Genomic DNA, 15,308 nt, shown 5'->3' with positions numbered 1-15,308 from the left:
TTGGCTGCTTGTTTATAAAGGGTCACTTATTCTTGCTCCTTTGGCAGGATGTTCGCCAATGTTTCTAACAGACGCTCAATATGGGCTGTGCTGTGGGCGGCGCTGAGGGTAATGCGTAAACGGGCGCTGCTATTGGGCACAGTGGGCGGGCGAATTGCGGTAATCCACAGGTCATGTTCTTGTAATTGTTGTGCAAGCCGCATGGCTTGTGCGCTGTCACCAATGAGTATCGGTTGAATTGCTGTTGTACTGGGCATCAGCTGTAGTCCCAGTGTCTGCGCACCTTGGCGAAACAGTGCAATTAATTGCTGCAGATGTTGGCGTCGCCAGTGTTCTTTTTGCACGATGCGCAGACTCTCCAGGGTGGCACAAGCCAAAGCCGGTGAGCTGCTGGTACTGTAAATATACGGGCGCGCAAACTGTATCAGTGCCTCAATTAATTCGTGGCTGCCGGCAATAAACGCACCGCTGGTACCCAAGGCTTTACCTAGCGTACCCATGAGTACGGGAACCTCTTGGCTGGATAGATTAAAGAGCTCCAATGAGCCAGCGCCGGTTTTGCCGAGCACGCCTAAGCCATGAGCATCATCGACCATGACCCAAGCGTCCTGTTGTTGCGCGAGGCGGCAAATATCAGGTAAAGGCGCTAGATCGCCATCCATACTGAATACGCCATCGGTAGCAATCAGAGTGTTGCCGCGTGCACGGCTTAAACGAGTACTAAGGCTGTCCATGTCATTATGCAAGTAGCGTGAAAAACGCGCCCCTGATAAACGGCCTGCATCTAACAATGAAGCGTGATTAAGGCGGTCATGCAGTAGAGTATCGCCACTGCCAAGCAGGGCAGAGATCACGGCCAAGTTAGCTTGATAACCGCTGCTAAATAGCAAAGCGCGCTCACGACCAGTCCAGTGTGCCAGCGCTTCTTCTAGTTGCTGGTGGGGCAAAAGATGGCCGGTGACCAAGTGCGCTGCACCACCGCCTACACCCCAAGTTGCTGCCCCTTGTTGCAGAGCAGCGACTACGTCAGGGTGATTGGCTAAACCAAGGTAGTCGTTGCTGGCAAAAGACAGATATTCGCGCCCTTGGATGCGAATCTGTACGCCCTGAGGGCTTTCAAGGCATACCGGTCGGCGATAAAGCTGTGCCGCTTGTTGCTGCGCCAGGCGTTCTTTAAGGTTGAGGCTTTTCATAGCTTATAAGGGGCGAAATTCTATTGGAGCCCAGCATCTGGACGATGCGAGTGTGTGGGCAGGCTCATCAGATGCCGGTTTCGGGCTGTAATCGCGCATAAGATGCGCTCCCACAAATTTTTTGCGCTCCTGCAGGAAACCCAGCAGGATGGCGCTAAAAAACCTGTGGTCATGCTCTTTGCTCGGCCGCGTTGTAGAATAGGTTGGAGGTGCGTTGTTCTAGTACGTACTGCTCAATTGTCGCGGCATGCGACTCGTCGCTGTGGTCGTGGCGCTGCTCAGGCTGAATACCTAAACGGGCAAACAGGTCGCGATCACGCTCAGCCTGTGGGTTACCTGTAGTCAACAGCTTGTCGCCATAAAAAATAGAGTTCGCACCGGCTAAAAAGGCAAGTGCTTGCATCTGCTCGTTCATTTGCTCACGCCCAGCGGACAGGCGCACATGGCTTTTTGGCAACATAATCCGCGCCACGGCCAGCATGCGGATAAAATCGAAAGGATCAATATCTTCAGCATCGGCCAAGGGTGTGCCCGGCACTTTAACCAGCATATTAATAGGCACGCTTTCCGGGTGTTCCGGCAAATTAGCCAGCTCAATCAGCAGTTTGGCGCGGTCGGCCAATGACTCGCCCATGCCTAGGATTCCGCCGGAGCAGATTTTCATACCTGACTCGCGCACATAATTGAGCGTTTGCAGGCGATCTGCATAGCTGCGCGTCGTAATAATCTGGTTATAAAACTCAGGCGAGGTGTCTAGGTTGTGGTTGTAATAATCCAGCCCAGCATCAGCTAGTTCTTTGGTTTGTTGCTCATCGAGCTTACCCAGTGTCATGCAGGTTTCCAGCCCTAATGCTCTGACGCCTTTAATCATTTCCAGCACGTAAGGCATTTCTTTTTTGCTGGGATGTTTCCATGCAGCGCCCATACAAAAACGCGTGGCACCCTGCATTTTTGCTTGTTGTGCTTCATGCAGTACTTGCTGCACCTCAAGGAGTTTTTCCTTTTCCAGCTCGGTATTGTAATGACCTGATTGCGGGCAATATTTGCAGTCCTCAGGGCACGCACCTGTTTTAATCGACAGCAGCGTAGAAACCTGTACGCGATTGGCATCAAAGTGTTGTCGGTGCGCTTGTTGCGCCTGAAAAAGCAGGTCGTTAAAGGGTTGTTGCAGTAAAGTAAGGACCTCATCGAGTGTCCAGTCGTGGCGAATTGTAAACATAGCGGCATCCTTGAGGTTGACGCGAAATTTTCAGGCATATGCATGCATCTGTCAACTATATGAATTGTGACGGTTTACAATTTAGTTGATATATTTGTTGATAACGTATTGTGTTATCAAATGCGATTGACTATCATTTAGATGTTTTTTGATAAGTGCTCATGCGTAAACACACTACCGTACTCTAAGCGCTTCAACATCACTCACCTAACCCCCGAGGTTGCTATGCAAATTCGCACTCCCCTTCTTACCGCTATCACTCTAGCCACTGCAGCTGCAGTATCAGGTCAGGCTTTTGCCAGTGATGAGATTGTTGTTTATTCATCCCGAATAGAAAGCCTGATCAAGCCTGTTTTTGATCAATACACTGCCGAAACCGGTGTGCAAATCAAATACATCACCGATAAAGAAGCACCGCTGATGGCGCGCTTAAAAGCAGAAGGTGCGAATACACCAGCCGATATGCTGATTACTGTGGATGCGGGCAACTTATGGCAGGCTGAGCAAATGGGTATTTTGCAGCCTTATAGCTCAGACGTAATCAAGGCGAATATTCCCAGCCAATACCGTTCCAGCACCGATAGCTGGACAGGTTTATCCCTGCGTGCGCGTACTATTGTTTACTCTACTGAGCGTGTAAACCCAGATGAATTGAGCACCTATGAAGCATTGGCTGATGAAAAGTGGAAAGGCCGTTTGTGCTTGCGTACCAGTAAAAAAGTGTACAACCAATCACTGACTGCCACCTTTATTGAAACTCATGGCGCAGAGAAAACTGAGCAATTGGTACGTGCTTGGGTGGGTAACTTAGCGACCGAACCGTTCTCTGATGATACCGCTTTGCTGAAGGCGATTGATGCTGGTCAGTGCGATGTGGGCGTGGTGAATACCTATTATTACGGCCGTTTGAGCCAAGAGCAGACTGACTTGAAAGTAAAAATTTTCTGGCCTAACCAGCAAGATCGTGGTGTTCACGTGAATCTTTCTGGTGCTGGAATTACCAAAAACGCACCCAATGCAGCAGCAGCGAAAAAACTGCTCGAATGGATGACCGGCGCGCAAGCACAGCATTTCTTTGCAAGCGCCAATATGGAGTTTCCTGCCAGCCCAGCAGCCGAGATTGATCCAGTGGTAGCGGCTTGGGGCGAGTTTAAAGCAGACAGCATCCCAGTTGAGGTTGCCGGTAAGCGCCAAGCTGAAGCAATACGCTTGATGGATCGTGCTGGCTGGCGTTAAGCAGTAAATTAAGTAATGAACACTGAGATTAGGCTGTGTGCAAATTTAAATTCACTGCCACAGCCTAATTTTGGTTCCCTGCAAGTCAAGTCCCACAAGAGCCGTACCAACCAGAACAGTGTCCAGCCCTTAGACCAGACCGCTTTACTGTAGGAGCGCAACTCTTGCGCGATAGGACCTTCTGCCAGCTCAAAAGCTAAGCTTATGCAAACGTTTGCTGGCAAGGCTTGTTGAAGCCAAGTTTCTGGGCGATGCGGACTATCACTTCATGGTTAGACGTTAGGATTAACCCCCGATCGCGCATAAGATGCGCTCCCACAAGAGCCGTACCAACCAGAACTGTGTCCAGCCCTTAGACCAGACCGCTTTACTGTAGGAGCGCAACTCTTGCGCGATAGGACCTTCAGCCAGCTCAAAAGCTAAGCTTATGCAAACGTTTGCTGGCAAGGCTTGTTGAAGCCAGGTTTCTGGGCGATGCGGACTATCACTGCATGGTTAGGCGTTAGGATTAACCCCAATCGCGCATAAGATGCGCTCCCACAAGAGCCGTACCAACCAGAACTGTGTCCAACCCTTAGACCAGACCACTTTACTGTAGGAGCGCAACTCTTGCGCGATAGGACCTTCAGCCAGTTCAAAGACCAAGCCTATGTAATTTAGTGGCTAACTTCGCTGATTAAACGGTTCAGTAAGCCGATGATTTCCTCTGAGTACAGCTCTACATCCTCGTACATGCGCTCAGCGTCTTGTTCGTTACCTTGTTGCTTGGCTTTAATAATATCCTGAATCAGTTTATGCAGACGCTCATGCGGTTTTTGTAGTTCTTGGAAGGCAGGCATCGCGGCAAATTGTGCGCCATTGCTACGGCACCAAACGCCTAAATCGCAATCATTATGGCTGGTGGCTTCGTTTAGTTCTAATGAAGCACGACCGTCTAGGAAGCTTCTAATGCGAACACGCCAAGCGCTGTGTGCACTTTTGGCCATCGCTAGCTCAACCTGCACCGGAATATCAACTTTAAAAGCGCGCATTTCAGACATTAGCTCACCAATGGTGCCGCCCATATCGCTGGTGGCAGAACTGATATTGGAGGAGTGATCCACCGCTACCACGGCGCCGTCATTAATGCTCACCAAGTTACGGTTAATATCTTCCGCCACACTGGTTTGCTCTTCCGCTGCCGAGGCAATTTGTGCGCTCATATCGCTGACGCGGGCAATGGCTGAGGTGATCATTCAGCGCGCTTTGCATCATCTCTGAAGATTGCGCTACTGAGGTGGCTTGATCTTGGCTTTGCTCCATCAGCGCAACAGACTGAGACACGCCTTCTTGAAGCTGCACAATCATTTCGTGAATTTCAGTGGTGGCCGACTTGGAGCGCTGAGCCAGCTGACGCACTTCATCAGCGACTACCGCAAAGCCACGACCATGTTCACCAGCTCGCGCTGCTTCAATCGCTGCGTTAAGTGCAAGCAGGTTGGTTTGTTCAGAAATGCCGGTAATCACATCTAGAATCGAACCAATGTTTTTACTGTATTCATCTAGGGTTTGAATACTGCTACTGGCTTGCATGACATTTTCTGCCAATCTTAGCATCGCTTGACTGCCGTGATTAACCGCTTTACTGCCTTCTACCGAACTGGTTTCGACCAGCTCAGTGGCTTCGGCGGTGTTGGTTGCGTTCTGTGCAATTTCCATCGCCGTAGCAGACATCTCGTTCATGGCCGCAGAGACTTCTTGGGTTTTAACTTGCTGGGTCTGTGACACCTCAAAAGCTTCACCCGTCATACGGAAGCTGTATTCAGTTCTTGAACCCAGCTCGCCCAGATGCTCCAGTACGCGTAAAACAGTGTGCTCAACTTTACCAACAAAGGTGTTAAACAGCTTGGCAACCTGAGTGAGCTCATCATCTCCGACCACAGGCAGGCGCAGGCGTAAGTCTTGTTCGCCTTCAGCAATATTACGCAGTGCCTCGGTGAGTCTGATAACAGGGCTAGTAATACTGCGTGCAATAAACCAGGCCACTAATAAACCGGCAAATAAAACCGCAAGGGCGATGATGATTGTGCTTACCACGGTATCATTAAAAGCCGCAGCACTGGCAGAGCGATCGGTATACACAGTAACCGCACCGATAATGTTCCCGCTAAAGTCTTTTAAAGGACTGGCTGTGGCTAGAATTTGTTTGCCTGCAGATTCCAGACGTTGACTAACGGTTTCGCCGTTCATCACCCTTTGTAGTTCAGAGGTGTTGAACATGCTGTCACCTTGCCAGGTGGTAATCAGCGGTTTAAAGCTGCTGCCGTCGGGACGCAAAATACCGATGTCAGCATGGTGATTAGTTTTAAAGGTGTCGACGAACGCTTGGCGCATAGACAAACCCAGCTCAAAACTACCTAGGTGTCGACCTTCCCAGAATACGGGCACCACGCCTCGAATACCTAAACCAGCCACCCCAGACTCAAGCCCTGAAATCTCTTTTTTCTGATTATTGGTTTCCACTACAGTACGGCGAAAGCTAGACAGATCATCACCGAATTTATCGGGGGCATGCAGCCGCAAAAATGAAGTTGCTGGCGCTAAGTGAAATTGCATCTGCTCAATGCCCGCGTTTTCTTGCAGGTACTTAAAGGTTGGCAAAAGTTCTTCGAGGAGCGCTTGACGATCGCGCTGGGCAAAAAAGTATTGCAAGCTGGGTTGGTTGGCAATGGCGGCAGCAAGATTGAGTGCTTGTGCACGTTGAGTCCCAATTTGCTCCTGTACGGCCGCCTGCAAGCTCTCAATATAGAGGTTTTCGTGGTAAGCGGCTTGCTTGTCCAGCGTATTGAGGAACTGCGGCAGCAGAGCACCAATGCCAATAATTAATACCAAAATAAAACCGAGTAAGGTACGTGTACGGATGCTGAGTCTATTAAGCATAAATAATATCTATCCCTTTAAATTATGTCTGGCATTAAATTAAAATTAGTAAAGTATATGGCTAGTAGCGCATTGCTATCAAGCAAGGCTGCAATAATACTTCGGCACGCGAATACCAAACTTTAAGCAATAGTAAAGTTTATCTGTTGAGCTGGTTGATGGCGCGGCAAAGTTTTTCTAGCGTGGGTGGAGGAATAACTGTTGTTCAACCTGCTCGACACTTAAGTCATACAGCCAAGCAATATTGTCAGCAGTGCCCAGCTCAGTAACGGTGCCAGTTTTAGTTAAAGTGCCTTGCTTAAATAAAGCCAAATAATCAGCACTTTGCAGGGCGTGTTCCGGTTGGTGAGTACTAATAAGAATGGCTAAACCTTGTGCTCTGAGTTGATTAATATGCTCAAGCACCAGAATTTGATTAGCAAAATCAAGGCTGGCGGTAGGTTCATCCAGAATTAAAATTTTCGGTTGTTGTGCCAAGGCGCGTGCCAGCATAACCAGTTGCTGTTCACCACCGCTAAGTTCAGCGAATGAGCGCGTGGCAAGGTGTGTAATCTGTAATTGTTCTAAGCACTCCAGTGCAATACTCTGATCGTTGGCACCGGGTTGGTTAAAAGCTGAGAGGTAGGCGCTGCGACCCATCAATACCATCTCGAAAACGCTAAAAGAAAAGTGACTTTGCACAGCTTGAGGCACATAGCCGATGTGTTGTGCCCTGAGTTTAGCGGGCCAATCACTGAGGGTTTTATCCAGCAGGTGAATTTGTCCGCTAACTGGCGCCAATAAACCGAGTAAGGTTTTGAGTAAAGTGGTTTTGCCGCTGCCATTAGGGCCCAGTAACGCAATCACCTGTCCAGCGGTTAATTGAATATCAAAGGCTGAGCCTAATGCTTGGCCTTTATAACCAATGCATAGCTGCTGAGCACGCAAAAAAATAGTCATGGGCGATTACTGCGCAGTAAAACAAACAAGAAAAACGGGCCGCCCAATAACGCGGTCAACACGCCCAGCGGAAGCTCTAGTTCGCTGACGCTACGTGCTAGGGTATCGGTCAGTAGGACAAAACTTGCGCCCAACACAATGCTGAATGGCAGTAAGCGCGACATATTCGGGCCGACCCAAAGCCTTGCAATATGCGGTACCAGTAAGCCGACCCAACCAACAATTCCGCTAAAAGATACCGCACAGGCGGTCATCAGCGTGGCGGCAGCAATCAGTACCCAACGACTTTGAGCTACATTTATGCCCAATGCCGAGGCTTGCTCATCATCAAAGCTGAGCACATTAATATGCCAGCGCAATAGATAAACCAGCGTTAATGCGGCTAGTATTAACGGTGCTGCCCAGCTTAGTTCAGCCATGCTCACACCGTTTAAACCACCGAGTAACCAGTAGGTAATGCCGGGGAGTTGATCGTAGGGATCGGCAATTACTTTAACTACGGAAATTCCTGCGCCCAGCATAGTGCCGATGGCGATACCGGCTAATACGAGCATTAATATGGGATCGCGCTGGCGCAATAGACTGGCAATACTATAAACCAAAAAAACCGCCGCTAACCCGCCAAGAAAAGCCAGCACCTGCAACCAGAATAAGGATAAACCTAGAAGCATGGCGATAACGGCGCCTAAGCCAGAGCCGGCGGATACACCTAAAATATCGGGCGAGACCAAAGGGTTGCGCAACAACGCCTGAAATACCGCACCGGCTGCCGCCAAGCTGGTGCCCAGCAATAGTGCGGCAAAAATGCGCGGAATGCGTACTTGCCAAATGATAGTGTCTAGCGTGCCGCTTTGTGGCATCCCCGCTAGGCGAACATAGATGACGTGGCCGATTTCAGCGAAGCTAACAGAAAAAGAACCCGCCAACAAAGCGCCCATCACAGCCATTAACAGGATGCCCAGCAAGAGCAGCCAAGCTATGCGAATTCGCTTTGGAGTTTGCTGGGCTAAAGAAATGGCTGGGCTGATTGCTTGCTGCATGGTGTCAGTGCGTCTCAAAAATTCACAACTGCTGCTGCGCTGAGTGGCTCGCAGCAGGATATTTAGAAAAACGCTATGTTATCAGCTCTTTAGTTAACAGGTGATGTCGATTGACATTAGCGTTGGCTTGGTTTTTGAGCCGGCTGAAGATCCCATCGCGCAAGAGTTGCGCTCCCACAGTAAAGCAGTCACTACAAAGCAGTCGCTGCGCTGCCGGCCTTTGGTGCACCGCACCTTGTGGGAGCGCATCTTATGCGCGATTGGTTAACAGGTAGCAACTAAGCCAGCTTCATAATCCACACCGCCGAAAAAAGAACGTGCTGTTTAAAGTTTTTGGCTGTTACGTACCGTGACTGACAAGAAATGCCTAGCCAACATGTTCAGGTTGTTGATGTGCCAGCCTAACTTGTCGCTGTCGGCGGCGACCTCATCTCCTGCGGCTATTGCGTGCTCAGCGCTTTGACTCAGCTCCTGCATACGTTGCCTGGTTTGCTCACTTAAGGCGGACTGAGTTTGAATCGAGCCGTCAATGGCCAGTGCCAGTTGACTAATGTGGCGTACCTGCTCTACCACTTGCCCCAGCTCTTGATCCACTTCGCTGGCGATCTCGATGGTTTGCTCAGAGCGCTGAACCCCCAGCTCGATTGCTTGTGCCGACTCGGTTGTGTCAGCTTGCAGATCGGCAATAATGGTTTGGATTTCAGCTGCAGATTCATTGGTGCGCTGAGCCAATTTACGCACTTCATCGGCTACTACCGCAAAACCGCGTCCAGCGTCACCAGCGCGTGCAGCTTCAATAGCCGCATTAAGTGCAAGCAGGTTAGTTTGCTCGGCAACCGTGGTAATCACATCCAGCACAGTGCCGATGTTAACACTGCGCTCTGCGGTGGCATGGACTTGAGCTTTAATATTTTCCAGTTCACTAGACAGGCTGCTGATAGAGTCCATTAAACGGCTAATGGACTGCTGTCCAGCTTGCATGATGCGTTGTGATTCACCTGAACCCTGTGCCATTTGCGATGAGGATTGACTGATATCCACTTGGCTGGCGACCAGCTGCTCCATAGCCATTACCACATCGGCAACAATCTTGCCCTGACTGGCGATGGCTTGTTTTGAGCGCTGTAAGTTACTTACGCTGCTGTCTTTAACGCGCACTAAATACAGTCCAGTATTTTCGAGTCGCGATACAACGGCACGTAGCTCAGAGGTGCGTACCTGTAATGCATACAGCACTAGACCAAGATCGTTTCTCATGCCGGTATAGATGTAGCTCATGGCTGGGTTGTGGGCGATATTTTTCGCGCAGTTAACCATGTTTTTAATAAGACTGCCCACCCAAGCAGTGCCTATAACGCTGGCAGTAAACCCTGAGGCAGCTACTGCAGCCGCTTGCCAATTAAATAAGTACGCCAGCAGACATACGCTAACAATGGCGGGGACTAACACTGCAAGGTTTAATAGGCTGGCAATAGAAAGGCCGCTTTTAAAGCTAACCCCAGCTTTCTTATCGGCTTTACTCCACTGTTGAAACAGAGTCTGTGCACGCTTTTTACACTCGTGCGTCGGTAAGGTGCGCACAGACTGATAACCAACAGTTTGCCCGTCTTTTGAAATTGGCGATACAAAGGCATCAACCCAGTAGTAGCGTCCGTCTTTACAACGGTTTTTCACCATACCCTTCCAGGATTGACCAGACTTAATGGTCTCCCAAAGATCTTTAAAAGCAGCGGGGGGCATGTCAGGGTGGCGAACTATATTATGGCTTTGCCCGATCAATTCTTCTCGAGAAAAGCCCGAAACATCGACAAAGGCATCGTTTACAAAAGTAATAGTGCCCTTTAGGTCGGTAGTCGAAATAAGCTGTGCGTCTTGTGCGAAGGAGATTTCTTTATCCACTACAGGAAGATTGATTTTCATACAATAGGCCAAAAATAGAATTGAACAGTAATATACAGTATCGACAGCTTGCTAATGAACTTAAAGATAAAGATATTTTAAAAATTGATATACTGCGCGATCAGTAGGGGTACATAAAACAAAGTTGGAGTAATAAGATGTGTATGCGCAGCTGTTTTTCAATAAAAACCGGTTGCTGATCCTGCTAAGTGCATGGTTTTAACGCTATTCTATAATTCAGCAAGCAGTCTATACCTGACGGCAAATCAAATTAAAAATAAAGGCATTGAATATGGGTAACTTCTGGCAGCGCTTACCGCTAGCGCTACGACTGTCTGTGGTTTTTGGCGTTTTTATGGTGTTGGTAACCCTACTATCCATTATTTTTCAGGCCCAGTTTTACATTAATACACGCATTGAAAACTTAACCCGCGTTGAAATACCCAATCAGCTCGAAAAGCTGGCTGCCGAAGTCAGTTTGCAGCTAGAGCCCAGCCTGCAAACTTCACGAGTGTTGGTGAATGATGCGGGCTTGCATGCATGGTTAGAGCAAGCGGACTCTGCTGAAAAAGACGCTGCCCTGATGCAAAAAATGCACAGTGTGCAACAGGCTTTAGACGTGGAAACCATGTTTCTAGCGGTTGATACTGCTTGGGACAACAACTATTACCAGTTTTCCGGTGATAAGGTGGCGCAGCGTCGTATTCGCAAAGATAACCCAGATGACGCATGGTATTTTGCTTTTGTAAACTCGCAAGCCGAATACGAGCTGCATTTAGATACCAATGAGTTTAGCGGTGCGCAGCTAAAATTATTTATTAACTACCGCAGCAAAAAACTAAACGAGCAGGGTGGGCCTATTTTGGTGGCCGGTGTGGCCTTGGATATGAAGGCGCTGTCTGAATTAATCAGTCAATATCGTGTGGGTGAGAAAGGTTTTGTTTCATTGGTCACACAAGAAGGCGGTATTGAGGTTAGTGCGGCTGGTTCGATTCTTAATGAGCTGAAAAAAAACAGCAACTTCACGCAGCTGCTTAATAAAGCTGAACAGTCCGTGTTTGAGCAGCAGCTACAAGACGAAAGCTACTTTGTCTCCAGTGTGTGGGTCGACAGCCTCAAGCGTTTTTTGATTTTAGAACTGCCTAAAAGCCAGTTAACCCAGCCGATTCAACAGCAAACCATGACGGCTATCGGCATTAGTATTTTGCTCTTAATTGGCGCGATGTTTTTGATTTATCCCCTATCAAGCAGATTGACGCGTCCGTTGCGATTTGTGCAGGCGCAGTTAAGTGCGATTACTAAGAGTTTGGATTTGTCCACACGTATTGAAATTAATGATCGAGCAGAGATTGGTAGTTTAGCTGCTGAGGTTAACAAACTGCTTGAGCGCATGTCCGGCGCTATAGAAGAAATATTAGCGTCTTCCGATCGTTTAAATAATTCAGCTAGCCAACTGGCCTACACCGCGGGTTTAGTGCATAAAAATACCGATGTGCATGAGCAGGTTAGCCAATCCATGGCGGCAGCGATTGAGCAAATGTCGTCATCGGTTGCAGAAATCACCTCAACTATGGAGGAGTTATCTGCCTCGTCCACACAGATTGCCGACCATTCACAGTCAGTGGTTGATGTGGCAAACGACACGCTATCGAGTAGTCAGAGAGGCGCGCAAGCCATGCAAGACTTGCAGCAGCGCATGGCGGCGATACATGCAGACTACGAGCAAAGCTTGCAGGATATTTTGGACCTAGGTAATCAGTCTAAAGAAATTAGCAAGGTCATGGACTTAATTAATACGCTGGCCGGACAGACCAAGCTGATTGCTTTTAACGCGGCACTGGAGGCCTCTAGTGCGGGCGAGTCGGGTAAGCGTTTCTCGGTAGTAGCTGGTGAAATTCGTCGCTTAGCCGACAGTGTTAGTGAGTCAACGCGCAGTATTGAGGACCGTATTCAAACGATTCAAGGTTCCATTAGCCGTCTAGTGATTACCTCAGAAAAAGCAGTCAACTCTGTACAGGCCGGCATGGATGTGAGTGCCAGCACCGCTGGCGAATTAAACGATTTGGTACTGGCGGCTAGTCGTACCAGTAATGCGGCGCAGCAAATCTCGCTCTCTACTAAGCAGCAAAAAACAGCCAGTAGCCAAGTGGTTATCGCCTTGCGTGATATTGCCAATGCGAGTACTAATAATGCTGAGTCAGTTAGAAATATTACCGACATCAGCGAGGAATTGCTGAGCATGGCCAATACGCTGAATGCGTTGGTGAATGAATTTACTCTGACCCAAACACCAGCCAAAAAGAACCTCAGTGAGCAGCCATAGATGAGGCAAACGCATGCACAATAAACCACCTATACGTGTACTGCTTGTCGATGATAGTCAAATATCACGGGATTTTTTGCGCGAAATTTTGCATGCCACCGATGATATTAGCGTGGTGGGCGAAGCACATAATGGCCAGCAAGCAGTAGCGATGGTTGAGCAGTTAAAGCCCGACGTTGTGTGCATGGACTTAGAAATGCCGGTCATGAGTGGTGCCGAGGTCATTGATCAAATTATGCACCGCAAAGCCGTACCTATTTTGGTAGTCAGCGGTGAAGATGATGCGCAAAAAGCCTATGAAGCGTTGAGCTTAGGTGCGCTGGAAGTGATAAAAAAGCCACGCTTTACCCAGCACGACACCACTGAGTTTGCTCATAAAGTACGACTCTTAGCAGGTGTGCCTGTGATTACCCGCATGCGCCGCAAGACCTATATGCCTGAGTTATACGAGGCTCCCCAAGACACAGACGCTGCGCCGCAGAGTTTCACACAGGTGGTTGCCATTGCTTGCTCCACTGGCGGGCCGCAGGCGTTATCCTATTTGTTAGCGAATCTTGACGCCAACCTACAAGCGCCTGTTCTAATTAGCCAGCACATGAGCGATGGCTTTGTGGATGGCATGGTGCAGTGGCTATCTGGCTTTAGCAGCTTGCCGATTAAAGTTGCCGTGCATGGCGAGCGTATCGAAGCGAAGCAAGTTTACTTGTCGCCCTCAGAGCAGCATATGACGGTCGATGCCAGCCACAGAATTAAACTCTTGCCACGCCAAGAACAGGATATTTATCGGCCTTGCTGTAATTATCTTTTTGATTCGGTAGCGCAGCATTTTGGCCGCCACGCCATCGCCTTGATCATGACAGGTATGGGGCGTGATGGTGCCAGCGGCATGCAAAAAATCAAGCAAAGTGGCGGTATAACTCTGGCGCAAGACGAAGCCAGCTCGGTTATTTTTGGTATGAATTTTGAAGCCATAAGCCTAGGCTGTATCGATGAAATTATTGCGCTGGATAAAATACCCCACAAGCTCAACCAACTTGTATCAGGTGCAAGATGAGCCAGTTTCAGCCGTTTAAACACCTTGTTGAGCAATACTCGGGGCTCGAATTTAATGGTATAGCTGAACAGCGTTTGCATAAGGAAGTGATTAAAAACAGCGAAAGCCTTGGCTTAGGTCTGGTCAGTTATTTTGAAAAAATAAAGGGCAGTCCTGCCAAGTTAACAGAACTCGTTAATCAGCTGACGGTGAACGAGACATACTTTTATCGCGAACCAGCGCAAATCAAGCTGTTTGTGCAAACATTATTACCCCGGCTACAAAAATTGGCGCAAAACAGAACAGTACGTATTCTCAGCGTTGGCTGCTCATCCGGTGAAGAACCCTACAGCCTAGCCATGGCTATTCAAGAAACCTGGGGCAAACATATGCTTAGCCAGGTGCAGATTGATGCAGGGGATTTGGATGAGCACATCCTCAACAAAGCCAGAGTGGGGGTGTACTCAGCCTTTTCTTTTCGTGCATTGGGCGAAGACTTGCGAAAAAAATACTTTCAGGCAACACCGCAAGGCTATCAACTTAACCCCGAGATCCGTCAAGCCGTACGCTTTTTCCCCTTTAACCTAAAAGCAGAACACTATCCAGCAGAAGATAACTACTATGACGTGGTTTTTTTTCGCAATGTCTCGATTTATTTTAACTTGGATACGCGTAAAGCTATTCAGCATAAGTTGCAAAAACTGATGCAACCCAATGCGATTTTACTTTTGGGCAGTTCAGAAACCCTAGGTAATGATTTTGATATCTTCGACTTGATTGAAGAACAAGGCCAATACTATTTTGTGCAGGGAGCCGAGTTACTCCAGCAAGCAAATTATCAGCGACCGCTCGATATTCAAGTCGAGCAGCCAAAAAATACCGCACCAACAGCAGACGGTTTAAGCCCAACTAAAGCGGCCAGTATGCACAGCACTGCGCAGCATCAACCCAAGCTGCAGACGGTGACGAATCATGTCACTGTGGAGCAGGTTGTAGAAATGCTACATGACAGCGCCCAGTATCCGCAGGCATTAGTTAGGCTGGAAAAAATTACTCAGCAAGAGCCGGATAATGCGCCGGCCATCTTGATGAAAGGCTGGATTGCGTTGAACCAAAAAGACTTTAACCAGGCGCAAAAATTAATCGAGCAAGCGTTGGAGCTTAGACCTTGGTGTGTTGATGCGCTGATAGCGCAGGGTTTATGTCATAAATGGCAGTCTGAGTTAGAGCTGGCCGTGCAGAGCTTTAAAAAAGCCTGTTATGCCAACCCAGAAAGTTGGCTGGCACACTATCAACTAGCCGATGCGCTTAAACATCTGCAAGATAGTACGGCAGCGCAACAAGCGTTTCAGACGGTGCGGCGTATTTTATCGCACAACATCACAGCACATTCGGGCTCTGAGTGGTTGCCCTTGGCGTTGCCGGTGAAGGATGTGTTGTTTCTTGCAGAGCGTTACTTGCTCAATGCTAAACAACAACCAGGGCATAATGTGAGTGGGGCCTAGGC

Annotated in this window: 12 protein-coding genes; 5 read left to right on the top strand and 7 right to left on the bottom strand. The window is 48.7% G+C overall.

The window, feature by feature from the left end:
- Positions 1-26: 26 nt before the first annotated feature.
- The gene (bioF, locus tag QEZ41_RS10310; RefSeq protein WP_289411438.1) at positions 27-1,193 is read right to left on the bottom strand and encodes an 8-amino-7-oxononanoate synthase; all 1,167 of its coding nucleotides are present in this window, start codon (positions 1,191-1,193) and stop codon (positions 27-29) included.
- Positions 1,194-1,362: 169 nt separating this feature from the next.
- Entirely contained in the window at positions 1,363-2,412 is a 1,050-nt protein-coding gene (gene bioB, locus QEZ41_RS10305) for a biotin synthase BioB (RefSeq protein ID WP_289411437.1), read from the bottom strand.
- 225 nt (positions 2,413-2,637) lie between these two features.
- On the opposite strand from bioB, the gene QEZ41_RS10300 reads away from it, so the two are divergent.
- Positions 2,638-3,648: an extracellular solute-binding protein gene (locus QEZ41_RS10300; RefSeq protein WP_289411436.1), complete on the top strand. Its 1,011-nt coding sequence runs from the start codon at positions 2,638-2,640 to the stop codon at positions 3,646-3,648.
- Between the two features lie 656 nt (positions 3,649-4,304).
- Here QEZ41_RS10300 and QEZ41_RS10295 read toward each other — a convergent pair.
- The 4 genes from QEZ41_RS10295 to QEZ41_RS10280 all read right to left on the bottom strand — a co-directional run bounded on the left by QEZ41_RS10295 (position 4,305) and on the right by QEZ41_RS10280 (position 8,564).
- Complete coding sequence (locus tag QEZ41_RS10295; RefSeq protein ID WP_289411435.1) at positions 4,305-4,883, bottom strand: CZB domain-containing protein; 579 nt, start codon at positions 4,881-4,883, stop codon at positions 4,305-4,307.
- Positions 4,792-6,567 carry a methyl-accepting chemotaxis protein gene (locus QEZ41_RS10290; protein ID WP_289411433.1) on the bottom strand — a complete coding sequence of 592 codons (1,776 nt, stop codon included), beginning with the start codon at positions 6,565-6,567 and terminating at the stop codon, positions 4,792-4,794. The genes QEZ41_RS10295 and QEZ41_RS10290 overlap by 92 nt, the downstream gene beginning before the upstream one ends.
- Before the next feature lie 177 nt (positions 6,568-6,744).
- Positions 6,745-7,506 (bottom strand): ABC transporter ATP-binding protein, encoded by a 762-nt coding sequence (locus QEZ41_RS10285; RefSeq protein ID WP_289411431.1) that lies wholly within the window; start codon positions 7,504-7,506, stop codon positions 6,745-6,747.
- Positions 7,503-8,564, bottom strand: a complete 1,062-nt coding sequence (locus QEZ41_RS10280; protein ID WP_289411429.1) for a FecCD family ABC transporter permease — start codon at positions 8,562-8,564, stop codon at positions 7,503-7,505. Before QEZ41_RS10280 ends, QEZ41_RS10285 begins: the two co-directional genes overlap by 4 nt.
- 85 nt (positions 8,565-8,649) lie before the next feature.
- Here QEZ41_RS10280 and QEZ41_RS10275 point away from each other — a divergent pair, with 85 nt between their 5' ends.
- On the top strand, positions 8,650-8,814 hold the full coding sequence (locus tag QEZ41_RS10275) for a hypothetical protein (RefSeq protein WP_289411428.1): 165 nt from the start codon (positions 8,650-8,652) through the stop codon (positions 8,812-8,814).
- A 56-nt stretch (positions 8,815-8,870) separates the two neighbouring features.
- Here the strand turns inward: QEZ41_RS10275 and QEZ41_RS10270 are convergent, their stop codons facing one another.
- Positions 8,871-10,466: a methyl-accepting chemotaxis protein gene (locus QEZ41_RS10270; protein ID WP_289411427.1), complete on the bottom strand. Its 1,596-nt coding sequence runs from the start codon at positions 10,464-10,466 to the stop codon at positions 8,871-8,873.
- Positions 10,467-10,737: 271 nt separating this feature from the next.
- On the opposite strand from QEZ41_RS10270, the gene QEZ41_RS10265 reads away from it, so the two are divergent.
- Genes QEZ41_RS10265 through QEZ41_RS10255 form a run of 3 tightly spaced genes read left to right on the top strand, consistent with a single transcriptional unit; the run spans position 10,738 to position 15,306 of the window.
- Positions 10,738-12,768, top strand: coding sequence for a methyl-accepting chemotaxis protein (locus tag QEZ41_RS10265; RefSeq protein ID WP_289411425.1), 2,031 nt, complete (start codon positions 10,738-10,740; stop codon positions 12,766-12,768).
- A gap of 13 nt (positions 12,769-12,781) precedes the next feature.
- Complete coding sequence (gene cheB / locus QEZ41_RS10260; RefSeq protein ID WP_289411424.1) at positions 12,782-13,822, top strand: chemotaxis-specific protein-glutamate methyltransferase CheB; 1,041 nt, start codon at positions 12,782-12,784, stop codon at positions 13,820-13,822.
- On the top strand, positions 13,819-15,306 hold the full coding sequence (locus tag QEZ41_RS10255) for a CheR family methyltransferase (RefSeq protein ID WP_289411423.1): 1,488 nt from the start codon (positions 13,819-13,821) through the stop codon (positions 15,304-15,306). The genes cheB and QEZ41_RS10255 overlap by 4 nt, the downstream gene beginning before the upstream one ends.
- The last annotated feature ends 2 nt before the right edge of the window (positions 15,307-15,308 follow it).

The sequence above is a fragment of the Thiopseudomonas acetoxidans genome, from assembly GCF_030362935.1.
GTDB classification, from domain to species: Bacteria; Pseudomonadota; Gammaproteobacteria; order Pseudomonadales; family Pseudomonadaceae; genus Thiopseudomonas; species Thiopseudomonas acetoxidans.
Note: the sequence above shows the minus strand (reverse complement) of the source record. Positions and strands in the feature narration are given on the sequence as shown.

Excerpts from the sequence above, each read along its gene's own strand:
- bioF (WP_289411438.1), bottom strand. The coding sequence starts at position 1,193 with ATGAAAAGCCTCAACCTTAAAGAACGCCTGGCGCAGCAACAAGCGGCA.
- bioB (WP_289411437.1), bottom strand. The coding sequence starts at position 2,412 with ATGTTTACAATTCGCCACGACTGGACACTCGATGAGGTCCTTACTTTA.
- QEZ41_RS10300 (WP_289411436.1), top strand. The coding sequence starts at position 2,638 with ATGCAAATTCGCACTCCCCTTCTTACCGCTATCACTCTAGCCACTGCA.
- QEZ41_RS10295 (WP_289411435.1), bottom strand. The coding sequence starts at position 4,883 with ATGATCACCTCAGCCATTGCCCGCGTCAGCGATATGAGCGCACAAATT.
- QEZ41_RS10290 (WP_289411433.1), bottom strand. The coding sequence starts at position 6,567 with ATGCTTAATAGACTCAGCATCCGTACACGTACCTTACTCGGTTTTATT.
- QEZ41_RS10285 (WP_289411431.1), bottom strand. The coding sequence starts at position 7,506 with ATGACTATTTTTTTGCGTGCTCAGCAGCTATGCATTGGTTATAAAGGC.
- QEZ41_RS10275 (WP_289411428.1), top strand. The coding sequence starts at position 8,650 with ATGTCGATTGACATTAGCGTTGGCTTGGTTTTTGAGCCGGCTGAAGAT.
- QEZ41_RS10270 (WP_289411427.1), bottom strand. The coding sequence starts at position 10,466 with ATGAAAATCAATCTTCCTGTAGTGGATAAAGAAATCTCCTTCGCACAA.
- QEZ41_RS10265 (WP_289411425.1), top strand. The coding sequence starts at position 10,738 with ATGGGTAACTTCTGGCAGCGCTTACCGCTAGCGCTACGACTGTCTGTG.
- cheB (WP_289411424.1), top strand. The coding sequence starts at position 12,782 with ATGCACAATAAACCACCTATACGTGTACTGCTTGTCGATGATAGTCAA.
- QEZ41_RS10255 (WP_289411423.1), top strand. The coding sequence starts at position 13,819 with ATGAGCCAGTTTCAGCCGTTTAAACACCTTGTTGAGCAATACTCGGGG.